This window comes from Geodermatophilus sp. SYSU D01186 (genome assembly GCF_054050215.1).
Genome location: NZ_JBJGYW010000003.1, coordinates 220,267 through 241,425 on the forward strand (window position 1 = coordinate 220,267; position 21,159 = coordinate 241,425).

The 21,159-nt window shown below is 75.0% G+C and carries 22 protein-coding genes, 1 pseudogene and 1 riboswitch; of the genes and pseudogenes, 11 read left to right on the forward strand and 12 right to left on the reverse strand.

Translation table 11 applies throughout. The features are described 5' to 3' along the window. Positions 1–26 precede the first annotated feature (26 nt). The 3 genes from ACI784_RS03780 to ACI784_RS03790 are packed head-to-tail and all read right to left on the reverse strand — an operon-like array spanning position 27 to position 2,046. Positions 27–647 (reverse strand): alpha/beta hydrolase family protein, encoded by a 621-nt coding sequence (locus ACI784_RS03780; protein WP_456922025.1) that lies wholly within the window; start codon positions 645–647, stop codon positions 27–29. Beyond that, a complete protein-coding gene (locus ACI784_RS03785; protein WP_456922026.1) occupies positions 644–1,318 on the reverse strand; it encodes an HAD-IA family hydrolase in 675 nt (224 codons plus the stop codon). The genes ACI784_RS03780 and ACI784_RS03785 overlap by 4 nt, the downstream gene beginning before the upstream one ends. Continuing rightward, positions 1,315–2,046 carry a DedA family protein gene (locus tag ACI784_RS03790; protein ID WP_457012541.1) on the reverse strand — a complete coding sequence of 244 codons (732 nt, stop codon included), beginning with the start codon at positions 2,044–2,046 and terminating at the stop codon, positions 1,315–1,317. Before ACI784_RS03790 ends, ACI784_RS03785 begins: the two co-directional genes overlap by 4 nt. 61 nt (positions 2,047–2,107) lie before the next feature. Between ACI784_RS03790 and ACI784_RS03795 the strand changes: the two genes are divergently transcribed. Next, the gene (locus ACI784_RS03795) at positions 2,108–3,406 is read left to right on the forward strand and encodes an amidohydrolase family protein (RefSeq protein WP_457012542.1); all 1,299 of its coding nucleotides are present in this window, start codon (positions 2,108–2,110) and stop codon (positions 3,404–3,406) included. Between the two features lie 45 nt (positions 3,407–3,451). Here the strand turns inward: ACI784_RS03795 and ACI784_RS03800 are convergent, their stop codons facing one another. Further along, positions 3,452–4,267 (reverse strand): MBL fold metallo-hydrolase, encoded by an 816-nt coding sequence (locus ACI784_RS03800; protein WP_457012543.1) that lies wholly within the window; start codon positions 4,265–4,267, stop codon positions 3,452–3,454. Between the two features lie 171 nt (positions 4,268–4,438). On the opposite strand from ACI784_RS03800, the gene ACI784_RS03805 reads away from it, so the two are divergent. The 5 genes from ACI784_RS03805 (at position 4,439) to ACI784_RS03825 (ending at position 9,823) form a co-directional block, all read left to right on the forward strand. Then, a complete protein-coding gene (locus ACI784_RS03805) occupies positions 4,439–5,953 on the forward strand; it encodes a TldD/PmbA family protein (protein ID WP_457012544.1) in 1,515 nt (504 codons plus the stop codon). Further along, the gene (locus ACI784_RS03810; protein WP_456922031.1) at positions 5,950–7,338 is read left to right on the forward strand and encodes a metallopeptidase TldD-related protein; all 1,389 of its coding nucleotides are present in this window, start codon (positions 5,950–5,952) and stop codon (positions 7,336–7,338) included. The genes ACI784_RS03805 and ACI784_RS03810 overlap by 4 nt, the downstream gene beginning before the upstream one ends. A gap of 354 nt (positions 7,339–7,692) precedes the next feature. Then, on the forward strand, positions 7,693–7,992 hold the full coding sequence (locus ACI784_RS03815) for a hypothetical protein (RefSeq protein WP_456922032.1): 300 nt from the start codon (positions 7,693–7,695) through the stop codon (positions 7,990–7,992). Positions 7,993–8,061: 69 nt separating this feature from the next. After that, on the forward strand, positions 8,062–8,550 hold the full coding sequence (locus ACI784_RS03820; protein ID WP_456922033.1) for a hypothetical protein: 489 nt from the start codon (positions 8,062–8,064) through the stop codon (positions 8,548–8,550). 256 nt (positions 8,551–8,806) lie between these two features. After that, entirely contained in the window at positions 8,807–9,823 is a 1,017-nt protein-coding gene (locus ACI784_RS03825; protein ID WP_457012545.1) for a C40 family peptidase, read from the forward strand. A 15-nt stretch (positions 9,824–9,838) separates the two neighbouring features. Here ACI784_RS03825 and ACI784_RS03830 read toward each other — a convergent pair whose 3' ends face one another. Further along, the gene (locus tag ACI784_RS03830; protein ID WP_456922035.1) at positions 9,839–10,417 is read right to left on the reverse strand and encodes a YdeI/OmpD-associated family protein; all 579 of its coding nucleotides are present in this window, start codon (positions 10,415–10,417) and stop codon (positions 9,839–9,841) included. Positions 10,418–10,551: 134 nt separating this feature from the next. Here ACI784_RS03830 and ACI784_RS03835 point away from each other — a divergent pair, with 134 nt between their 5' ends. The 3 genes from ACI784_RS03835 (at position 10,552) to gdhA (ending at position 13,590) form a co-directional block, all read left to right on the forward strand. Further along, positions 10,552–11,292, forward strand: a complete 741-nt coding sequence (locus tag ACI784_RS03835; protein WP_456922036.1) for a histidine phosphatase family protein — start codon at positions 10,552–10,554, stop codon at positions 11,290–11,292. Further along, positions 11,273–12,163: an NAD(P)H-hydrate dehydratase gene (locus ACI784_RS03840; protein ID WP_457012546.1), complete on the forward strand. Its 891-nt coding sequence runs from the start codon at positions 11,273–11,275 to the stop codon at positions 12,161–12,163. The genes ACI784_RS03835 and ACI784_RS03840 overlap by 20 nt, the downstream gene beginning before the upstream one ends. 77 nt (positions 12,164–12,240) lie before the next feature. Then, complete coding sequence (gene gdhA / locus ACI784_RS03845; protein ID WP_456922038.1) at positions 12,241–13,590, forward strand: NADP-specific glutamate dehydrogenase; 1,350 nt, start codon at positions 12,241–12,243, stop codon at positions 13,588–13,590. Between the two features lie 21 nt (positions 13,591–13,611). Here the strand turns inward: gdhA and ACI784_RS03850 are convergent, their stop codons facing one another. After that, the gene (locus tag ACI784_RS03850; RefSeq protein WP_457012547.1) at positions 13,612–14,646 is read right to left on the reverse strand and encodes a uroporphyrinogen decarboxylase family protein; all 1,035 of its coding nucleotides are present in this window, start codon (positions 14,644–14,646) and stop codon (positions 13,612–13,614) included. A gap of 64 nt (positions 14,647–14,710) precedes the next feature. Between ACI784_RS03850 and ACI784_RS03855 the strand changes: the two genes are divergently transcribed. Further along, positions 14,711–15,292, forward strand: a complete 582-nt coding sequence (locus tag ACI784_RS03855) for a gamma carbonic anhydrase family protein (protein ID WP_456922040.1) — start codon at positions 14,711–14,713, stop codon at positions 15,290–15,292. Between the two features lie 12 nt (positions 15,293–15,304). On the opposite strand, the gene metX is transcribed toward ACI784_RS03855, so the two are convergent. The 4 genes and pseudogenes from metX to ACI784_RS03875 all read right to left on the reverse strand — a co-directional run. Then, a complete protein-coding gene (gene metX / locus ACI784_RS03860; protein WP_456922041.1) occupies positions 15,305–16,435 on the reverse strand; it encodes a homoserine O-acetyltransferase MetX in 1,131 nt (376 codons plus the stop codon). After that, positions 16,435–17,727, reverse strand: coding sequence for a bifunctional o-acetylhomoserine/o-acetylserine sulfhydrylase (locus tag ACI784_RS03865; RefSeq protein WP_456922042.1), 1,293 nt, complete (start codon positions 17,725–17,727; stop codon positions 16,435–16,437). The genes metX and ACI784_RS03865 overlap by 1 nt, the downstream gene beginning before the upstream one ends. Before the next feature lie 43 nt (positions 17,728–17,770). Beyond that, a riboswitch (SAM riboswitch) is annotated at positions 17,771–17,886 on the reverse strand. 77 nt (positions 17,887–17,963) lie between these two features. Further along, positions 17,964–18,101: a hypothetical protein gene (locus ACI784_RS03870; protein WP_457012556.1), complete on the reverse strand. Its 138-nt coding sequence runs from the start codon at positions 18,099–18,101 to the stop codon at positions 17,964–17,966. An 83-nt stretch (positions 18,102–18,184) separates the two neighbouring features. Next, positions 18,185–18,307, reverse strand: a pseudogene (locus ACI784_RS03875) (hypothetical protein); the annotation flags it as partial. On the opposite strand from ACI784_RS03875, the gene ACI784_RS03880 reads away from it, so the two are divergent. After that, positions 18,298–19,344: a zinc-binding dehydrogenase gene (locus tag ACI784_RS03880; protein WP_457012548.1), complete on the forward strand. Its 1,047-nt coding sequence runs from the start codon at positions 18,298–18,300 to the stop codon at positions 19,342–19,344. The pseudogene ACI784_RS03875 and the gene ACI784_RS03880 overlap by 10 nt on opposite strands. 79 nt (positions 19,345–19,423) lie before the next feature. On the opposite strand, the gene ACI784_RS03885 is transcribed toward ACI784_RS03880, so the two are convergent. Both ACI784_RS03885 and ACI784_RS03890 read right to left on the reverse strand, forming a co-directional pair. Then, positions 19,424–20,197: an amino acid ABC transporter ATP-binding protein gene (locus ACI784_RS03885; RefSeq protein ID WP_456922044.1), complete on the reverse strand. Its 774-nt coding sequence runs from the start codon at positions 20,195–20,197 to the stop codon at positions 19,424–19,426. Continuing rightward, positions 20,194–21,159, reverse strand: a complete 966-nt coding sequence (locus tag ACI784_RS03890) for an amino acid ABC transporter permease (RefSeq protein ID WP_456922045.1) — start codon at positions 21,157–21,159, stop codon at positions 20,194–20,196. Before ACI784_RS03890 ends, ACI784_RS03885 begins: the two co-directional genes overlap by 4 nt.

Consider the following 21,159-nt stretch of genomic DNA (forward strand, 5'->3'; position numbering starts at 1 on the left):
CCCGTCGGGTGGGGTCGCCGGCGAGGTCAGCCGGCGACCCCGCCCAGGCCGTCCACGGCCGCCGCGGCGACGACGTCCGGCGCCGCCTTGAGCGCGTGGTCGCCGGGCACGGCGTAGACCGAGGCGCCGGCCCGGCCGGACAGGACGGCGGCGACGTCCTCGGGGCCGCCGAACGCGTCCCGCTCGCCCTGCACCACGACCAGCGGCACCTCGACCGCGGTCAGTTCCCCGGCGCGGCTCTTCTCGGGCCTGCCCGGCGGGTGCAGCGGGAACGCCAGACACAGCACCGCCGCGGCCTCCTGCGCCGCCGCCGTCCGGCAGGCCACCCGCGCCCCGGCGCTGCGGCCGCCCAGCACCAGGGGCCCGGTCAGCCGGCCGCCGTACCGCAGCGCGTCGAGGACGGCGGTCCAGGCGAGGTCGAGCCGGGCCGGCGCCGGCGCGATCCGCTTCCCCGCGACCCGCCAGGGCTGCTCGACGCGCAGCACCCGCCAGCCGGCCGCCGCGGCGGAGGTGGTGACGGCCAGCAGGTCGGCGGACTCGATGCCGCCGCCGGCGCCGTGGCCCAGCACGAGGGTGCCGAGGGTGCCGTCGGCCGGTTCGGTGGTGGTGACCCGGGCCGGGCCGAGCGGGGTGGGCAGGTCGGTCATGCGGGGAGGGCGAGCAGCGCGTCCACGGCGCCGGTGACGTCCTCGGCGACGAGCGCGGCCGGGTCGTACACCCCGGGGTAGGCCCGCTCGGTGCGCGGGAACCAGGCGGCGGACAGGCCCGCCCGCAGCGCCCCGTGCACGTCCCACGCGTGGGCGGCGACCAACGCCATCCGCTCCGGGGCCACGTCGCAGACGCCGGCCGCCCACAGGTACACCTCGCGGGCGGGCTTCCAGGCGCGGATGACCTCGCTGGACAGCGAGCGCTCCACCAGCGCCCCCACCCCACCGCGCTCGAGCCCGGCCTCGGCGACGCCCGGCGAGCCGTGGGTGAGGGTCACCACCCGCACGCCCGCGGCGGTGAGCCGGCGCAGCGCGGGCTCGACGTCCGGGTGCGGTGCCAGCTCGAGGAACGCCTCGGCGACCCGCGTGCGGTCGCCGTCGGGGAGGTCGCTGACCTGGGCGAGGGCCGCGTCGAAGGCGTCCCGGAAGCGGCACCAGGTGCCGGCCGCCGCGGTGGCGAAGCCGGTGAGCAGGGTGCGCGCGAAGACGGTGCCGAGCAGGTCGGCGGGCTGGCCGAGCTCCACCAGGGCGGCCCGCACGGGGGCCAGGTCGAGCAGGGTCTCGTTGACGTCGAAGGCGACGACGTCCGGACGGCGGAGGGGAGCGCTCACGCCTCGCGCCGGTCGGCGTCGTCGGCCGGGGCCGTCGTCGAGGGCTCGGTCGCCGGGCGGTCGGCGGTGGTGGTCCGACCGGCAGCGGCGCGGGTGCGGCGGTGCCGGCGGACGTCCTTGGCCCGCTTGTAGACCAGCCAGGCCAGCCCCACGGTGACGGCGGCGACGACGGCGTAGTCCAGGTACTTGAGGTTGTCGCGGACGAAGTCGCCGGCCGCCACGCCCAGCCCGATGAGCACGCTGTTCCAGATCAGGCTGCCGCCGGCGGTGAAGAGCAGGAACTGGCCGAACGGCATCCGCACGACACCGGCCGGCACGGAGATGAAGCTGCGCACGATCGGCACCATGCGGCCGAAGAACACCGCCGAGCGCCCGTGCCGCTCGAACCAGGCGAAGGTCCTGTCGACGTCCGCGGTCTCCACCAGTGGCAGGCGGTCGAGGAACGCGTGCGAGCGGCGCGGCCCGAGTGCCCGGCCGACGTAGTAGAAGAAGATCGCCCCGAGGACCGACCCGAGCGTGGCGCACAGGACCACCGGGACGATCGTCATCCGGCCCTCGTTGATCAGCACGCCGGCCGCACCGAGCACGGCCTCGCTCGGGATCGGCGGGATGACCGTCTCGAGCAGGATGGACAGGCCCACGCCCACCGGCCCCAGCTTCTCCACCATGTCGAGCAGGAAGCCGGTGATGCCGCCCTGGTCGGAGGAGGCGGCGGCGAGGAACGACATGGCTCCACGGTAACGGCGCGGTCACGGGAGGGCCGGGACGGCAGGGGTAGCTTCGCCACCCATGCGCCAGCGCTTCACCGCCCGGGCCGTCGTCGTGGGGGACCGGGCCGGCACGGTGGTCCCCGACGCGGTGGTCGACGTCGACGACGGCACGATCGCCTGGGTCGGCGCGGCGGCGGACGCCCCGCCCGCCGGGGACGCCGAGGTCGTCGCCCTGCCGGGAGTGCTGACGCCGGGGCTGGTCAACGTCCACTCGCACGCGCCGATGGTGCTGTTCCGCGGCCAGGCCGAGGGGCTGCCGCTGGAGCGCTGGCTGCGCGAGGTCATCTGGCCGCGGGAGGCCCGGCTCACCCCCGAGGACGTCGAGGTCGCGATGACCGCGGCCTCGGCGGAGATGCTGCGAGGCGGGGTCACCACGAGCGTGGAGATGTACTTCTCGCCCGAGCGGATCGCCGCCGCGGTCGGCCGGACCGGGGCGCGGGCCGTGGTCGCGACCCCGCTCATCCCGCTGCCCGGGATGCCGCCGCCGGCCGAGCAGCTGGCCCACGCGGTGGACCTCGCCGCCGGCGCCCCGCACGACGGCGCCATCGAGTACGGCATCGGGCCGCACGCGGCCTACACGCTCCCCCTGCCGGTGCTGCGCGACGCCGCGGCCGCCGCACGCGAGCACGGCCTGCTGCTGCACCTGCACGTGGCCGAGACCGTCGTCGAGGACGCCGACCTGCTGGCCGCCCACGGGCTCTCGACACCCGCGCTGCTGGCCGCCCACGACGTCCTCGGTGGCCGGGTGCTCGCCGCCCACTGCGTGCACCTCGACGAGGGCGACCTGGAGCTGTGGCGCGAGTACGACGTCGCCGTCGCGCACTGCCCGGCCAGCAACGCGAAGCTGGCCAGCGGCATCGCGCCGGTCCGGGCGATGCTCGACCGCGGCATCCGGGTCGGGCTCGGCACCGACGGGCCGGCGTCCAACGACGGGCTGGACCTGCTGGCCGACGTCCGGCTGGCCGCGCAGCTGGCCCGGCTGCGGGAGCGTTCGGCCACCGCACTGACCGCGGCCGAGGCGTTCTGGCTGGCCACCGGTGCCGCCGCCGACGCCATCGGCCGGCCCGACCTGGGGCAGCTCGCCGTCGGGCGGCAGGCCGACCTCGTGCACGTCGACACCCGTGACCTGCTGTTCGAGCCGGTGGGGGACGTCGAGGACGTGCTCACCCACCTGGTCTGGTCCGGCGCCTCCCGGCTGGTGCGCGACACCTGGGTGGGCGGCCGGCAGGTGGTGCGCGACGGCGCCTGCACCACGGTGGACGCCGAGGCGCTGCGGGCCGAGGTCGCCGAGCGCGCGGCCCGCCTCAGCGGAGGCTGAGCGTGCACGTTTCCTGCGCTGTGGGCCTCCGCTACGGCGCCTCCGCTACGGCCGGAGGGAGATGGTCTCGCCGCGGGTCACGGTGCGCAGCTCGCCCGGGGCGCGCCGGGCCGCCACCTCGCGGACGAAGTCGCCCAGCGGAGACCGGAAGCGGTCGTAGTCGTCGAAGTGGATCGGCACGGTGACCGGCGGCTTCAGCAGCTCGACGAGGTCGGCGCCCTGCCGGCCGTCCATCGTGACCGTGACGCCGAGGGCCTTGGTGCCGCCCAGGTGCGGGATGAGCACGTCGAGCGGGCCGCAGCGCTGCAGCACCTCGCCGAGCCAGGGGCGGAAGATCGTGTCGCCGCTGACGTAGCCCCGCCAGCTCACCTCGCCGCCGCGCACCAGCTCCAGCACGCTGCCCATCACCGGCGGCAGCACCTTCGCCAGCGGCCCGGGCCCGTGGACGCCGGGCACCGAGGTGATCCGCAACGTCTCGCCGTCCCGGGTCAGCTCGTGCCGCTGCCAGGGCCGCAGGTCGAGGGTGGCCCGGAAGCCGCGCCGGCCCAGCGCGGCGGCGGCCGCCTGCGTGGTCACCACGGGGGTGTCCTTGTCGAGGGTGCCGGTGGCGATGCGGTCCCAGTGGTCGGCGTGCAGGTGCGACAGCAGGATCGAGTCCAGCTGCGGCAGCTGGGCGGGCAGCAGCGCGGGGTCGGTGAGCCGCTTGGTCCACAGCCCCTTGCCGAGGTAGGCGCGCTGCCCGCGGTGCAGGAAGTTCGGGTCGGTCAGCAGGGTGAACGCGCCGATGCGCAGCAGCGTGGTGGCGTTCCCGCCGAAGGTGAGGGTGACGTCGCCGGCGGAGGACGGCGGGGGAGTGGCCATGGCCCTCGACTACCCCGCCGCCTCGCGGGTGACGCCGGGTGCCCGAGGAGCCGACAGGCCTGCGTGCTCGTGGCCACCAGCGCTCGATCGCCAGGGGTCCGCAGGACCCGGTGCGTGCGGCGGGAGCTCGACGGAGGGGAGGCCGTCCGCCCCGGCTGGTAGACAGGGCGGGTGGCTGCCTCCCGCGACGTGGACGCGTCCTTCCTCGCCCTCCCGCTCTCCGCGCTGACCGACGCGGCGCTCACCCGTGCGCTCGACCTGGGGTGCGAGCACGCCGACCTGCGGGTCGAGCGGGTCCGCACCCAGTCGATCAGCCTGCGCGACGCCCGCCTGGAGTCCCTGGCCGACGGGGAGGACCTCGGGCTGGCCGTGCGCGTGGTCCACGAGGGCACCTGGGGCTTCGCCGCCGGCGTCGTCCTCACCGCCGCGGAGGCCGTGCGGCTGGCCGAGGAGGCCGTCGCGGTGGCGCAGGTGTCCGCCGCGGTGAACAGCGACCGCGTCGAGCTCGCCCCCGAGCCGGTGTACGCCGACGCCGTGTACGTCTCCGACTACGACGTCGACCCGTTCACGGTGCCCGACGCCGAGAAGACCGGGCTGCTGACCGAGCTGTCCGAGCGGCTGCTGGCCGCCGACGGCGTCGAGCACGTGCAGACCGGCTGCACGGCGGTGAAGGAGCAGAAGTACTACGCCGACACCGCCGGCACCCGGACCCGCCAGCAGCGGGTGCGCATCCACCCCGACCTCACCGCGCTCACCGTCGACCGGTCCACCGGGGCGTTCGAGAGCATGCGCACCCTCGCGCCGCCGGTGGGGCGGGGCTGGGAGTACCTGACCGGGACCGGCTGGGACTGGCGCGGCGAGTTGGCCGAGATCCCCGAGCTGCTGCGGGAGAAGACCAAGGCGCCGTCGGTGCAGGCGGGCCGGTACGACCTGGTGGTGGACCCGTCGAACCTGTGGCTGACCATCCACGAGTCGATCGGCCACGCCACGGAGCTCGACCGCGCGCTCGGCTACGAGGCCGCCTACGCCGGCACCTCGTTCGCCACCGTCGACAAGCTCGGCTCGCTGCAGTACGGCTCGCCGATCATGCACGTCACCGGCGACCGCACCGCCGCCCACGGGCTGTCCACGGTCGGCTGGGACGACGAGGGCGTGGCCGGGCAGAGCTGGGACATCGTGCGGGACGGCGTCCTCGTCGGCTACCAGGTCGACCGCAACATGGCGCGCCTGCGCGGGCTCCCGCGGTCCAACGGCTGCGCCTTCGCCGACTCCTCCCAGCACGTGCCGATCCAGCGGATGGCCAACGTCTCGCTGCAGCCGGCGCCCGGCGGCCCCTCGACCGAGGAGGTCATCGCCGGCGTCGAGCGGGGCATCTACGTCGTCGGCGACAAGAGCTGGTCGATCGACATGCAGCGGTACAACTTCCAGTTCACCGGCCAGCGGTTCTACCGGATCGAGAACGGCCGCCTGGCCGGGCAGCTCCGCGACGTGGCCTACCAGGCGACGACGACGGAGTTCTGGGGGTCGATGGCCGTCGTCGGCGGGCCGCAGACCCACGTGCTCGGCGGTGCCCTCAACTGCGGCAAGGGCCAGCCCGGTCAGGTGGCCCCGGTCAGCCACGGCTGCCCCGTCGCCCTGTTCGAGAACGTGAACATCCTCAACACGGTGCAGGAGGCCGGCCGATGAGCTCCTCGACCCCGCAGGACGTCGTCGAGAAGGCGCTGGCCGCCTCCACCGCCGACGGGCAGGTCGCCTTCGTGGTGGAGAGCTCGCAGGCCAACCTGCGCTGGGCGGGCAACAGCCTGACCACCAACGGGTCGATGCGCTCGCGGCAGGTCGTCGTCGTCTCGTTCGTGGACGGCGGGGCCGGGATGGCGACCGGCACCGTGGCCCGCACCGGCAACCCGGACGTCGCGGAGCTGGTCGCGGCCAGCGAGCAGGCCGCCCGTGACGCGGGGCCGGCCGAGGACGCCGTGCCGCTGGTGTCGGAGACGCCGCCGGGCGCCGGGGACTGGGACGCCGACCCGGCCGAGACCTCGATCGGCGTGTTCGCCGACTTCGCCCCCGCCCTCGGGCAGGCCTTCGGTGAGGCGCGCGGCCGCGACGAGCTGCTGTTCGGCTACGCCGAGCACGCGATGGCGACCACCTACCTGGGCACCTCGACCGGGTTGCGGCTGCGGCACGACCAGCCCACCGGGCGGGTGGAGCTCAACGGCAAGAGCGCCGACATGAGCCGCTCGGTCTGGGCCGGCACCGGCACCCGGGACTTCGCCGACGTCTCGGTGGCGGCGCTGGCCGCGGAGGTGGAGCGCAAGCTCGGCTGGTCGCGGCGCCGGGTGGAGCTCCCGGCCGGCCGGTACGAGACGCTGCTGCCGCCGTCCGCGGTCAGCGACCTGATGATCTACGCCTACTGGACGATGGAGGCCCGCGACGCCGACGAGGGGCGCAACGTCTACGCCAAGGCCGGCGGCGGCAACCGGGTGGGGGAGCGGCTGGCGGCCCTGCCGCTGACGCTGCGCAGCAACCCGTTCGAGCCGGGCCTGGAGGCCGCTCCGTTCCAGGTGGTCAGCGGGTCGTCGGGGTCGGCGTCGGTCTTCGACAACGGGATGGCGACGCCGGCGGTCGACTGGATCTCCGGCGGCGTCCTCAGCAACCTCATCCGCCCGCGGGCGTGGGCCCTGAAGACGACGGCGCCGGCGACCGCCGCCGTCGACAACCTCGTGCTCGAGCTGCCCGGGGCGACCGCCACCCAGGAGGAGATGGTGGCCGCCACCGACCGCGGCCTGCTGCTGACCACGCTCTGGTACATCCGCGAGGTCGACCCGCAGACGCTGCTGCTCACCGGGCTGACCCGCGACGGCGTCTTCCTCGTCGAGGGCGGCGAGGTGACCGGCGCGGTGAACAACTTCCGGTTCAACGAGTCGCCGGTCGACCTCCTGGCCCGCATCACCGAGGCCGGTCGCACCGAGCGGACCCTCCCGCGGGAGTGGAACGACTGGTTCACGCGAGCGGCGATGCCGCCGGTGCGGGTGCCGGACTTCAACATGAGCAGCGTGTCGCCCGCCAGCTGACGCCGCCGGGAGCATCGACCGAGCGCCAGCGAGGGAGGAGCGGACCGGGGGCGGAAGCGGCGCGTGGCCACGGCCGGCTGAGGGCCGCGCCAGGACGGTCATCGCGGCGCGGCGCGCCGACACCTCGCCACGGTGGGTGGTCGAGTGCCAACCGTTCCGTCACATCGTTGGCGGATCGTGACCGTGACGTTCTGCAAACACCCAAATACCGTGAGTCCTGTCGGGATGGACGCACGGACGCAACCACCGCCAGTACCACCCCGCGCAACAGTCGAAACGTGGCTCGGACGTCTTCCTCGTCCCGGCCACAGACAGGCCCCGCGCACACACCGGGGCCGGTGAGGGGGAGGTCCCGTGGCACGAGGTCAGAAGCCGTCGGTGTTCCAGGTCGGTCAGCTCTGGGACGACGGCGACACCGTCGTCGTCTCCGGCTGGGGTCTCGGGCTGTGCGCCGCCGCCTGCTCCTGCCACCGGCACCCCTCCGCCGGTCACCTCACCATCGCCGAGGACCAGGCCGCCGGTCTGCTCGGCCTGGCGAGCTACCGCGACGACTGCGACTGCTGCGAGCCCTGGACGGCCGACGAGCTCGGCGCCATCCTGCGCGACCTCGAGATGGTCTCCGGGATCGACGCCCAGGAGCCCCTCGCCGGCTGAACGCCAGGGACTGCTGAGCTCCGGAGCCGCGCGCCGGTTGGTGCGCGGCCTCTGGGGTAGGGCCGCCCCATGCTGGGACGAGCTGCCCTCCGCGGTGCCCTGGCCGGGCTGGCCGGCACCGCAGCCATGACGCTCGGTGAGAAGGTCGAGCAGTCGTTCACGCACCGGCCGGACTCCTACGTGCCGGCCCGCACCCTCACCGCGCTGACCACCCGCCGCCGGCTGCCGGGCTCCGCGCGCCCGCCGGTGCGCAACCACCTCATGCACTGGGGCACCGGCGCCCTCGTCGGCGCCCTGCGCGGCATCTGGTCGGCCAGCGGCCTGCGCGGCTGGCGGGCGTCGGCCTGGCACACCTCCGTGCGGCTGGCCACCGACCAGACGCTGGAGAACGCCACCGGCGTCGGCGCGCCGCCGTGGACCTGGTCCCGACGCGACCAGGTCGTCGACCTCGGCGGCAAGGCCCTCTACTCGTTCGTCACCGGCGCCGTCGCCGACCGGTTGGTCCCCCTGGCGCCCGACCGGCACCCGTCCGGGGCGGCCGGACCCCGCCGGCGGTAGCTGCCGCGCCGTGATCGCCGTCCTCACCGCCGCGGCGAGGACACCGCCGTCCCGCTAGCCCCTCCTGCTGACAGGTCCGACGCCGCGGCGGGACGCGGGGGCCTGCTGGTGCCGGTGTGACGCATGAGTCGCGACCCCGGCCCTGCGGCCCGCGCGGCGCCCCCTACACGTCGACATGCCCTCCTTACCGTGCGTACAGACGCGCGAGGAACACCGCCCACTTCCCGGGGCGGGGCGTGGCGAGAGGGGGCCGGCGATGCAGCGCAACCGGACGACGAGGCGACGCTGGTTCGGAGCCACCCTCTCCGTGGGCGCCGCCGCGGCGGTCGTGCTGGCCCCCGCCACCGCCGGCGCCACGCCGACCACCGCCGCGGACGCCGCCCGCCTGGTGGAGGAGACCGGCCAGCAGCTGACCGACCTCGACGAGCAGGTGCACTCGGCGCAGCTCCTCGTCGCCGAGCAGCAGCAGGTGGCCGCCGCGGCCGCGCAGACCGCCGAGCAGGCGCACGCCGAGGTCGCCCGGTACGAGCCGCAGCTGCGGGCCTTCGCGCAGAGCGGCTGGACCAGCCACTCGCAGTCGCGGGTCGCCGCCTTCCTCACCGGTGACTCCGCCGCCGACGTCGTCCAGCAGATGACGACGCTGGACCTCATCGCCAGCCACACCGAGGGGCTGCTCACCGAGGTGGCCGCGGCGCAGGACGCGGCCCAGGAGGCGCAGGCCCAGGCGGACGCCGCCGCGGCCCAGGCCACCGCGGCCCTCGCCGAGCTGGAGCGCCAGAAGGCCGACGTGCAGGCCCGCGTCGACGCCTACGAGGCCGACTTCGAGCGGCTGTCGGAGGAGGAGCAGGCCGCGGTCACGGCACGGCTGGCCGGCCCGGCCCTCGCGGCGCCCTCCACCGCCGCGGTGGTGGCCGCCGCGCCCAGCGAGGCCGTCGGCGCGGTCATCCGGGCGGCGCTGGCCCAGCTGGGCAAGCCCTACGTGTGGGGCGCGTCCGGCCCCGAGGGGTTCGACTGCTCCGGCCTGACCAGCTTCGCCTACCAGGCGGCGGGGGTCTCGCTGCCGCACTCCAGCCGGTCGCAGTCGCAGATGGGCACCGAGGTCCCCCGCGCCCAGCTCCAGCCGGGCGACATCGTCTACTTCTACTCGCCGGTCAGCCACGTGGGCATCTACATCGGCGACGGCAAGATGGTGCACGCCCGGACCTTCGGGCAGCCGGTCGCCGTCACCACCGTCGACCAGCGCGGCTACGCCGGAGCGCGCCGCATCCTCTGAGTCGGCCCCCCGGCCTCAGTGCGGCCGCCGGCCCTCGGCGAGCATCTGCACCAGCGTGGCGATGCGCCGCGCCCGGGTCGCGGACGTCGCGGCGGTGGTGACCCGGTGCAGGACGGCGTAGCGGTTGGCCCGGTCCAGCGCGGCGAACTGCTCCTGGGCCGCGGGGACCGCGGCGAGCGCGGCGGCCAGGTCGTCGGGCACCGTCGCGGTGGCCGGCCCGGCGTAGGCCCGCTCCCAGCGCCCGTCGGCCTGCGCCGCCGCCACGGCCGCCAGCCCGGCCGGGCGCATCCGCCCGGCCGCGGTCAGCGCCTCGACCGCCGCGACGTTCTTCTGCGACCAGATGCTGCGCGCCCGGCGCGGGGTGATGCGCTGGAGGTAGAAGTCGTCGTCGAGCCGGTTGGACCGGCCGTCGATCCAGCCGAAGCACAGCACCGACTCGACGAGTTCGGCGTAGGTCACCGACGGCACCCCGGCGCCCTTCTTGGCGAGCTTCACGTAGAGCCCCGGGGCCGTGGCGTGCTCGGCGTCCAGCCACTCCTCCAGCGCGGACTGGTCGGGGAAGGCCCGAACCGGCAGGTCGGTCGGCAGCGTCACGGCGGCGATCCTCGGGCCGGCCCGGCGCCGCCGTCCAGTGCCCGCACGCCGGTCGGCGGTTTGGCCGCTCCGCCGGGCGGCTAGAGGCGGGATCCCGGGCGCTGCGGCCGGGCGGCGCGACCCGAGGAGGCGGGATGGGTGACCAGGGCCCCGGACCGGCGGTGCTGTGGCTGGTCCGGCACGGCGAGAGCATGGGCAACGTCGCCGACGCGCGGGCCCAGGAGGCCGGGGCCGGCCGGCTGGACCTCGACATCCGCGACCCCGACGTCCCGCTGTCGGACACCGGCCGGGCGCAGGCGGAGGCCCTCGGGCGTCACCTGGCCGCGCTGCCGGCGGAGCAGCGGCCCACCGCGGCGCTCAGCTCCCCCTTCGCCCGCGCCCTCACCACGGCGCGGCTGGCGACGGCCGGCCTGGGCGTGCGCGTGCGCACCGACGAGCGGCTGCGGGAGCGGGACTTCGGCGCCTTCGACGGCATGACCGGCGCGGGCATCCGCGAGCACCACCCGGAGGAGGCCGACCGGCGAGACCTGCTCGGCAAGTTCTACTACCGGCCACCGGGCGGCGAGAGCTGGGCGGACGTCGCGCTGCGGCTGCGCAGCCTGCTGGCGACCGAGGCGCTGCGGCACGACTGCGACCGGCTCCTCGTCGTCGCCCACCAGGCGGTGATCATGGTGTTCCGCTACGTGCTCGAGGAGCTGACCGAGCAGGAGCTGCTGGCCGTCGACCGCGACCACCGGGTGGCCAACGCCTCGCTGACCCGGTACGAGATGGACGCCGACGGCTCCCTGCGGCTGGCGGCGTTCAACGAGGTCGACCACCTCACCGCCGAGGCCGAGCCGGTCACCGAGGAGCCCGATGCCGCACCGCGGCCCTGACCCCACCCGCATCGGCCCCGAGCTGCTGCGCGGGTGGCCGCTGCCCGAGCCGACCGGCGGCAAGAACGCCCGCGGCTCCGTCCTGGTCATCGGCGGCAGCACCGAGACGCCGGGCGCGGTGCTGCTCGCCGCGCACGGGGCCATGCGCGCCGGGGCGGGCAAGCTGCAGGTGGCCACCGTGGCGTCCCTGGCCCCCTTCGTCGCCACGGCCCTCCCCGAGGCGCGCGTGTGCGCCCTGCCCGAGACCCGGGGCGGCGCCGTCCGGGCCGGTGCCGCCGACTCGGTCCGCGAGCTCGTCGAGGCCGCGGACGCCGTCCTGATCGGCCCCGGCATGGCCGACACGGAGGAGGCCCGCGGCTTCGGGGAGCGGCTCCTGTCCGGCGTGCGCGGGTGCCTGACCCTCGACGCCCTCGGGCTGGCCTGCGTGACGGCCGACGACGCCTGCCTGCGGCACCTCGAGGGCCGGGTGGTGCTGACCCCCAACCCGACCGAGATCGCCATCGCGCTGCACGTCGACGAGGAGCAGGTGGACGACGACCCGGCCGGTGCCGCCACCGAGCTCGCCGGCCGGACGCGCGGGGTGGTCGGGCTGGGCGGCGCGACGTCCTGGGTCGCCGCGCCCGACGGCCGGCTGTGGCAGGACGACAGCGGTCTGGCCGGCCTCGGGGTGTCCGGGGCCGGCGACGTGCGGGCCGGCATCACCGCCGGGCTGCTGGCCCGCGGTGCCCCGCCGGAGCAGGCCGCGGTGTGGGCCTCCTTCCTGCACGGGCGGGCCGGCGAGCGGCTGGCCGCGTCGGTGGGCCGGCTGGGCTTCCTGGCCCGGGAGCTGCCGCCGGAGGTGCCGCGGGTGCTCAGCGAGCTCGAGGCCTGACGCCGGGGGCCGCCGTCCGGAGCGCCCGACCGTCTCCGTAGCGTGCGGGGGTCGGACGGCGACCGGAGGAGGCAGCGGTGAGCGGCGAGGTTCCTGCGACGGTGCAGGCGATCTACGACGAGGTGCTGCGGCGCAACCGCGGCGAGACGGAGTTCCACCAGGCGGTGCGCGAGGTCCTGGAGTCCCTCGCCGTCGTCCTGGACCGGCACTCCGAGTACGCCGAGATGAAGACCGTGCAGCGCATCTGCGAGCCGGAGCGGCAGATCATCTTCCGCGTGCCCTGGCAGGACGACCGCGGCGAGGTGCACGTCAACCGCGGCTTCCGCGTGGAGTTCAACTCCGCGCTGGGCCCCTACAAGGGCGGCCTGCGCTTCCACCCGTCGGTGGACCTGGGCATCGTCAAGTTCCTCGGGTTCGAGCAGGTCTTCAAGAACGCCCTCACCGGCATGCCCATCGGCGGCGGCAAGGGCGGCTCCGACTTCGACCCCAAGGGCCGTTCGGACGCCGAGGTCATGCGCTTCTGCCAGTCGTTCATGACCGAGCTGTACCGGCACCTGGGCGAGTACACCGACGTGCCGGCCGGTGACATCGGCGTCGGCGCCCGCGAGATCGGCTTCCTGTTCGGGCAGTACAAGCGGATCACCAACCGCTACGAGTCCGGCGTGCTCACCGGCAAGGGCCTGGGCTGGGGCGGCTCGCTGGTCCGCCCCGAGGCGACCGGCTACGGCGCGGTCTTCTTCGCCGACGAGATGCTCCGGGCCCGCGGGGAGTCCCTCGACGGCAAGCGGGTCGTCGTGTCCGGGTCGGGCAACGTCGCGGTCTACGGCGTCGAGAAGGTGCACCAGCTCGGCGGTACGGCCGTGGCCTGCTCGGACTCCACCGGCTTCGTCGTCGACGAGAAGGGCCTCGACCTCGAGGTCCTCAAGCAGGTCAAGGAGGTCGAGCGCGGGCGGATCAGCGACTACGCCGAGCGGGTGGCGACGGCGTCGTTCGTCGCGGGCGGCCGCATCTGGGACGTCCCCTGCGACATCGCCGTCCCCAGTGCGACGCAGAACGAGCTGGACGGCGACGCGGCCGCGGTCCTCGCCCGCAACGGGTGCCGGTACGTCGTCGAGGGCGCGAACATGCCCTCGACGCCGGAGGCCGTGCGGGTCTTCCGCGACGCCGGGATCGGCTTCGCCCCGGGCAAGGCGGCCAACGCCGGCGGGGTGGCGACCTCGGCGCTGGAGATGCAGCAGAACGCCTCCCGCGACCGCTGGACCTTCGAGTACACCGAGGCGCGGCTGGAGGCGATCATGCGCGACATCCACGCCCGCTGCTCCGCCACGGCCGAGGAGTACGGCTCGCCCGGCGACCTCGTCCTGGGCGCGAACGTCGCCGGCTTCCTCGAGGTGGCCGAGGCGGTGCACGCCCACGGACTGGTGTGAGGCGGGCAGCGGGCCCCGCGGTCAGAGCTCCGCGCGCAGCAGGCTGGCGGCATCGGCCAGGGCGCGCATCTTGCCCTCGGCCGACGCGCGGGGCAGGTACTTGAGGCCGCAGTCGCTGGTGAGCACCAGCCGCTCGACGTCGACGTCGTCCAGCGCGCGGCGCACGCGGTCGGCGACGACCTGCGGCGTCTCCACCTCGGGGGTCGACAGGTCCAGCACGCCGAGGGCGATCCCCTTGCCGCGCAGCGGCCGCAGCTGGGCCGGGTCCAGGTGCGACTGGGCGGTCTCCACCGACACCGCGTCGACCGGGGTGTCGGCCAGCTCGGGGAGGAACGAGTAGCCCTCCGGCCGCTCGGAGACCATCGCGGCGTAGCCGAAGCACAGGTGCAGGTGCACCGGCCCGGCGGCGCCCTCGACGGCGCGGGTGACCGCCTCGGCGCCGTAGCGGCGGGCGACCTCGGGACGCGCCTGCAGCCACGGCTCGTCGATCTGCACGATGTCGGCGCCGGCGGCGAACAGGTCGGCGATCTCCGCGCGGACGACGTCGGCGTAGGCCAGGGCGAGCGCCCGGTCGTCGCCGTAGTGGTCGTCCTGGGCCTGCTGGGCCATGGTGAACGGCCCCGGCAGCGTGATCTTCACCGTCCGGTCGGTGGCCGCGCGCAGGAACCGCACGTCGCGGGCCTGGATCGGCTCGCGGCGGGTGATGTCACCGACCACGCGGGGCACGGGGATCGGCTGCCCCGAGCGGTTGAGCACGGTGCCCGGGTCGTCGACGTCCACCCCGTGCAGCGCGGTGGCGAAGTGGTTGGAGTAGGACTCCCGGCGCTGCTCGCCGTCGGTCAGGATGTCGAGCCCGGCCTCCTCCTGCGCACGGACGGCGAGCAGCGTCGCGTCGTCCTGCGCCTCCTCCAGCTGGGCCGGGGCCACCCGCCACAGCTCCTTGGCGCGCACCCGCGGGGGGAACTGGTGGGCCAGCTTGTCGTGGTCGATCAGCCAGCCGGGCTGCGGGAGGCTCCCGACGATGGACGTGGGCAGGGGCGGCAGCGCGGCGACCATGCGGTGGAGTCTGCCGTGCGTCCGGACGCTGCGCGCACGGCCCCACTGTGCTGTGCTGACCCTCGTGGCCGAGAACTACATCGCACAGCTGGACTTCGGCGCCCCCAAGATCGACGAGGAGGCCTTCGTCGCACCGACGGCGGTCGTCGTCGGGGCCGTGACGATGGGCCCGCGATCGAGCATCTGGTACGGCGCGGTCGCGCGGGCCGACCACGAGGTCATCGAGATCGGCGAGGGCTCGAACGTGCAGGACGGCTGCACGCTGCACTCCGATCCCGGCTTCCCCCTGGTGATCGGCCGCGGCGTCACCGTCGGCCACAACGTGGTGCTGCACGGCGCCCGGGTCGATGACGACGTCCTGGTCGGCATGGGCAGCGTGGTGATGAACGGCTCGCACATCGGGTCCGGGTCGATCGTCGCCGCCGGTGCGGTCGTCACCCAGGGCACCGAGGTGCCGGCGGGCTCGCTGGTCGCCGGCATCCCGGCGAAGGTGATCCGCCAGGCGACCGACGACGACCTCGCCCACATCCGCGGCAATGCCGCCAGCTACACCGACAGACTGCCCGCGGCGCGCCGGGTGCGGCCGGTGGTCCGCCAGCCGCTGCCGCCCGCAGGCGCGGTGCCGGGGGACGACTTCGCCGACTGAGAGGCGGGCGCGTCAGGTGCCCAGCAGCTCCCGCACCAGCGCGCCGACGGCGTCGATCTCGATGAGGAAGCCGTCGTGCCCGTACGGCGACGGGATCACCTGCAAGGGGACGCCGAGGCCGTCGGCCACCTGCTGCTGCAGCGCGAGCGGGTAGAGCCGGTCGGTGTCGACGCCGGCCACCACCGCGCGCGCGGTGACCCGCGACAGGGCCGCCTCGACCCCGCCCCGGCCGCGGCCGACGTCCCACCGGTTCATGCTCTCGGTGAGCACCACGTAGCTGCCGGCGTCGAAGCGGCGGGCCAGCTTGTCGGCGTGGTGGTCGAGGTAGGAGGCGACGGCGTAGCGGCCGTCGTCCTGGACGGTGGTGCCGAAGCGTGCGTCGAGCTCCAGCGCGCTGCGGTAGGTCAGGTGCGCGATCCGCCGGGCGACGCCGAGGCCGGCGACCGGGCCGGGGCCGGGGAGGTAGTCGCCGCCGGCCCACGCGGGGTCGCTGAGGATCGCCGCCTGCTGGGTGGTCTGGGTGCCGAGCTGGTCGGCGGTCGCCACGGCCCCGGAGGCCAGGAACAGCAGCGCCCCGACCCGCTCGGGCAGGGCGACCGCCCACTCCAGCGCCCGCATGCCGCCCATCGAGCCGCCGAGCACCGCCGTCCACCGGCCGATGCCGAGGGCGTCGGCGACCGCCGCCTCCACCCGCACCTGGTCGGACACGGTGACGGCCGGGAAGCGGGACCCGTAGGGGGCGCCGTCCGGTGCGGTGGACGACGGGCCGGTGGTCCCCTGGCAGCCGCCGAGGACGTTGGCGCAGACGACGAACAGCGGGTCGGTGTCCAGCGGCGCGCCCGGGCCGACCAGCCCCTCCCACCAGCCCGGGGTGGGGTGCCCCGGCCCGGCCGGGCCGGCGACGTGGCTGTCGCCGGTGAGCGCGTGCTCGACGAGGACGGCGTTGCCGCCGTCGGGGTCCAGCCGGCCCCACGTCTCGTAGGCGACCCGCACCGCGGGGAGGGTCCCGCCGCGCTCCAGGGCGAACGGCCCCGGCAGGTCGAGGAAGCGCCGGTCCCCGGCCGGGTCGCCGTCCCGCCAGCCACCGGGGTGCGGCGGGGCCCAGGGGGCAGCGACCTGCCCGACCGGGGCCCCGCCGTCCATCAGGCCTCCTTCGCGGCGCGGAAGCCGGCCTCCAGGTCGGCCAGGATGTCGTCGATGCCCTCGAGGCCGACGGCCAGCCGCACCAGGCCCGGGGTGACGCCGGTGGTCAGCTGCTCCTCCGGGGTCAGCTGCGAGTGCGTCGTCGACGCCGGGTGGATGACCAGGCTGCGCACGTCGCCGATGTTGGCCACGTGACTGTGCAGCTCCAGCGCGTCGACGAACCGCTTGCCGGCCTCGACGCCGCCGTGCAGCTCGAAGGTCAGGACGGCGCCCGCGCCGCGCGGCGCGTACTTCTGCTGGGCCGCGTGCCACGGCGAGGAGGCCAGGCCCGGGTAGTTGACCCGGTCGACGGCGTCGTGGGCCTCGAGGAACTCCGCGACCCGCTGGGTGTTGGCCACGTGCCGCTCCATGCGCAGCGACAGCGTCTCGATGCCCTGCACCACCAGGAAGGCGTTGAACGGCGAGATCGCCGGGCCGAGGTCGCGCAGCAGCTGCACCCGGGCCTTGAGCGCGTAGGCCGGCGCACCGAGGTCGGCGTAGACCACGCCGTGGTAGGTCGGGTCGGGCTCGGTGAAGCCGGGGAACTTCCCGCCGGTCCAGTCGAAGGTGCCCGCGTCGACGATCAGGCCGGCGATCGCCGTGCCGTGCCCGCCGAGGTACTTCGTCGCCGAGTGGACGACGACGTCCGCGCCGAACTCGATGGGGCGGATGAGGTACGGCGTGGCGATGGTGTTGTCGACGATCAGCGGGACGCCGTTGCGGTGCGCCATCTCCGCCACCGCGCTGATGTCGAGGACGTCGCCCTTCGGGTTGCCGATGGTCTCGGCGTAGAACGCCTTGGTGTTCTCCCGCACCAGCGACTGCCAGTTCTCGGGGTCGTCGGGGTCCTCGACGAAGGAAACGGTGATGCCCAGCTTCGGCAGCGAGTGGTGCAGCAGGTTGTAGGTGCCGCCGTACAGGGAGGCGGAGGCGACGACGTGGCTGCCGGCCTCGGCGATGTTGAGGATCGCGAGGGTCTCCGCCGCCTGCCCGCTGGAGACCGCGAGCGCCGCGACGCCGCCCTCCAGAGATGCCACGCGCTGCTCGAGCGCGTCCTGCGTCGGGTTCATGATCCGCGTGTAGATGTTGCCCATCTCGGCCAGCGCGAACAGGTCGGCGGCGTGCTGGGCGTCGCGGAACTGGTAGCTCGTGGTGGCGTAGATCGGCAGCGCGCGGGCCCCGGTCGTCGGGTCGGGGCTGGTGCCGGCGTGGATCTGCCGGGTCTCGAAGCTCCAGCTCTGCGGGTCGGTCATGCGCCGGTCTCCTCTCGTCGGGAGACCCCGCGGCGCACGGGGACCTCCGTCCTTGCCCGGCGGCGGGCGCCGTCGGGCCGGCTCTTCCCCTGGAGCACCTCGGACGGAGTCGAGGTTGCCGGGCAGCCAGCCAGGTGCTTTCCACTGCCTCTCGTGAGCCAGTCGCGATCCTAGGCAGCCACTCCACCACGAGGAACACCCGTCTCAGCACGTGGGCGGTGCCCGGGCCGGCCCCGCTACAGCTGGAGGTGCAGGCGCAGGGCGTCGTCGAGCGCGGCCATCAGCTCGCCCGGTACGCGGCCCAGGGCCGGCCCGATGCGCTCGATCGCGACGGAGCGCACCCGTTCGGCCTGGGCCTTCGAGTCGACGCGCAACCGGTCCCGCGAGCCGGTGACACGGTCTGGAAGGGGAAGACGCGGGCCGTGTTGCTGGTCACCGGGACGACGGTCACCACCCCACGGCCCGAGCGTGCGGCCGCGGCGTTGGCGCGGTCGTTGCTCACGATCACCGCGGGCCGCCGCTTGTCGGCCTCGTCTCGGGCCTGGACCGGCGGTGCGGCAGGCTGCCCGCGTGCGCGCACTGGTGTTCGAGTCCTTCGGCGGCCCGCTGACCGTGCAGGAGGTGCCCGTGCCCGACCCGGCGCCCGGTGGCGTCGTCGTCCGGGTGGGGGCGAGCGGCATCTGCCGCAGCGACTGGCACGCCTGGCAGGGCCACGACCCCGACGTCGTCCTGCCGCACGTGCCCGGCCACGAGCTGGCCGGCACCGTCGCGGCCGTCGGGCCGGGCGTGCGCCGGTGGCGGGCCGGGGACCGGGTGACCGTGCCGTTCGTCAACGCCTGCGGCCGCTGCCCGCAGTGCGCCGCGGGGGAGCACCAGGTCTGCCCGCACCAGACGCAGCCCGGCTTCACCCACTGGGGGTCGCTGGCGGAGTACGTCGCCCTCGACGCCGCCGACGTCAACCTGGTCGGGCTGCCCGACGGGCTCGACGACGTGACCGCGGCGAGCCTGGGCTGCCGGTACGCCACCGCCTTCCGCGCGGTCGTGCAGGTCGCCGCGGTGCGGGCCGGGGAGTGGGTCGCCGTGCACGGCTGCGGCGGCGTCGGGCTCTCGGCGGTGCAGGTGGCGGTGGCCGCCGGCGCCCGGGTCGTCGCCGTCGACGTCTCCCCGGCGGCGCTGGACCTCGCCCGCGCGCTGGGTGCCGAGCACACGGTGGACGGCGGCGGGACGGGTGGGGTGGCGGAGGACGTCGCGGCCACGGTCGCCGAGCTGACCGGGGGTGGCGCGCACGTGTCGCTGGACGCCCTGGGAGCGGCGGCCACCTGCGAGAACTCGGTCCGCTGCCTGCGCCCGCGCGGACGGCACGTGCAGGTCGGGTTGCTGCCTCCCGCGCAGGGCCGCCCGGCCGTGCCCATGGAGCTGGTCATCGCTCGCGAGCTGCAGGTGCTGGGCAGCCACGGCATGGCCGCGCACGCCTATCCGGAGCTGCTCGGACTCATCGCCGCCGGCCGGCTGGCCCCGCAGCGCCTGGTCACCCGCCACCTGGCCCTGGACGACGCCGCCGCGGCGCTGGCCGACGTCGGCCGGGCGCCGGGCATCGCGGTGGCGACCCGCTTCTGACGGCCAGAGTGGCCACTTCGGCCGCACGTGGAACGGCCGAAGTGGCCACTCTGGCCGACCGCGCCGGGAGGACCCGCCCCTAGAGGACCTTGGAGAGGAACGCCCGGCAGCGGGGGTGCTGCGGGTCGGTGAGCACCTGCTTCGGGTCCCCGGCCTCCAGGACGACGCCGTCGTCCATGAAGACCAGGGTGTCGCCGACCTCGCGGGCGAAGCCCATCTCGTGGGTGACGACGACCATCGTCATGCCCGACTCGGCCAGGCCGCGCATGACGTCGAGGACCTCGCCGACCAGCTCCGGGTCCAGCGCCGAGGTCGGCTCGTCGAAGAGCATCAGCTTGGGCTCCATCGCCAGCGCCCGGGCGATCGCCACCCGCTGCTGCTGGCCGCCGGAGAGCTGGTTCGGGTAGTTGTGCACCCGCTCGCCGAGGCCCACCCGCTCGAGCAGCTCGATGCCGCGGGCCCGGGCGGCCTCCTTGCGCACGCCCTTCACCTGCGTCGGCGCCTCGATCACGTTCTCCAGCGCCGTCTTGTGCGGGAACAGGTTGAACCGCTGGAACACCATGCCGATGTCGCGGCGCTGCGCGGCGACCTCGCGGTCGCGCAGCTCGTGCAGCTTGCCGCCCCTCTCGCGGTAGCCGACGAGGGAGCCGTCGACCCACAGCCGCCCGGCGTCGATCTTCTCCAGGTGGTTGATGCAGCGCAGGAACGTCGACTTCCCCGAGCCGGACGGGCCGATGACGCAGACCACCTCGCCCGGCCGGACCTCCAGGTCGATGCCCTTGAGCACGTCCACGTGGCCGAAGGACTTCCGCACACCCTCGGCCTTCACCATCGCCTGCCCGTTCGCGGTCACTTCGAGCTCCCCACCTCACGCGCCTCCCGCGCCGCCCGCTGCGCCCGGGTCTCCCGCGCGCCGAAGCCGCGGCTGAACCGCTTCTCCAGGAAGTACTGGCCGACCATGAGCAGGCTCGTCAGCGCCAGGTACCAGAGGATCGAGGCCACGGCCATCGGGATGATCTGGAACGTCCGGCTGCCGATGGCCCGCAGCTGGAAGTTCAGCTCGCTGGTCACCGGCACCGCGAGCAGCAGCGAGGTGTCCTTGAGCATCGCGATCGTCTCGTTGCCGGTCGGCGGGATGATCACCCGCATCGCCTGCGGCAGCACGATCCGGCGCATCGTCTTGCCGCGGCTGAGGCCCAGCGCGCTGGCCGCCTCCGCCTGGCCGGGGTCGACCGACTGGATGCCGGCCCGCACGATCTCGGCCATGTAGGCGCCCTCCGACAGCGCCAGGCCGAGCAGCCCCGCGGTGAAGCCGGCGAAGATCTGGTTGCCGTCCAGGCCGAGGAAGCGCAGGTCGCCCTCGAACCCGAAGAGGTCCATCAGCTGCCGGTCGAAGGGGATGCCGAGGTCGTAGGTCGCGTACAGGGCGCCGAGGTTGGCGATGAAGAACAGCAGGACGATCCGCGGGATCGCCCGGAAGACCCAGATGTAGGCCCACGCCGCGCCCGAGACGATCGGGTTGGGCGACAGGCGCATGACCGCCAGCACGATGCCCAGCAGGACGCCGAGGACCATCGCGAGGACGGTCATGATCAGCGTCGTCCGCGCCCCGCGGAGGACCGGGGGCGTGAACATGTTGTCGAGCATGAAGTCCCACTGGAACACCGGGTTGGTGGCCAGCATGTGGACGAACATCGCCACCAGCACCGCGATGACGACGGCGGCGATCCAGCGGCCGGGGTGCCGGACCGGCACCGCCCTGATCTGCTCGGGCGGTGCCGGCCGGCTGGTCGTGTCGGGGGCCTCGGCGGCCAT

Bases quoted from the DNA above. Each gene is read 5' to 3' on its own strand.
- ACI784_RS03825 (WP_457012545.1), top strand. From the start codon at position 8,807: ATGCAGCGCAACCGGACGACGAGGCGACGCTGGTTCGGAGCCACCCTC.
- ACI784_RS03780 (WP_456922025.1), bottom strand. From the start codon at position 647: ATGACCGACCTGCCCACCCCGCTCGGCCCGGCCCGGGTCACCACCACC.
- ACI784_RS03810 (WP_456922031.1), top strand. From the start codon at position 5,950: ATGAGCTCCTCGACCCCGCAGGACGTCGTCGAGAAGGCGCTGGCCGCC.
- ACI784_RS03795 (WP_457012542.1), top strand. From the start codon at position 2,108: ATGCGCCAGCGCTTCACCGCCCGGGCCGTCGTCGTGGGGGACCGGGCC.
- ACI784_RS03820 (WP_456922033.1), top strand. From the start codon at position 8,062: ATGCTGGGACGAGCTGCCCTCCGCGGTGCCCTGGCCGGGCTGGCCGGC.
- ACI784_RS03890 (WP_456922045.1), bottom strand. From the start codon at position 21,159: ATGGCCGCCGAGGCCCCCGACACGACCAGCCGGCCGGCACCGCCCGAG.
- ACI784_RS03850 (WP_457012547.1), bottom strand. From the start codon at position 14,646: ATGGTCGCCGCGCTGCCGCCCCTGCCCACGTCCATCGTCGGGAGCCTC.
- ACI784_RS03865 (WP_456922042.1), bottom strand. From the start codon at position 17,727: ATGACCGACCCGCAGAGCTGGAGCTTCGAGACCCGGCAGATCCACGCC.
- ACI784_RS03790 (WP_457012541.1), bottom strand. From the start codon at position 2,046: ATGTCGTTCCTCGCCGCCGCCTCCTCCGACCAGGGCGGCATCACCGGC.
- metX (WP_456922041.1), bottom strand. From the start codon at position 16,435: ATGGACGGCGGGGCCCCGGTCGGGCAGGTCGCTGCCCCCTGGGCCCCG.
- ACI784_RS03835 (WP_456922036.1), top strand. From the start codon at position 10,552: ATGGGTGACCAGGGCCCCGGACCGGCGGTGCTGTGGCTGGTCCGGCAC.
- ACI784_RS03800 (WP_457012543.1), bottom strand. From the start codon at position 4,267: ATGGCCACTCCCCCGCCGTCCTCCGCCGGCGACGTCACCCTCACCTTC.
- ACI784_RS03840 (WP_457012546.1), top strand. From the start codon at position 11,273: ATGCCGCACCGCGGCCCTGACCCCACCCGCATCGGCCCCGAGCTGCTG.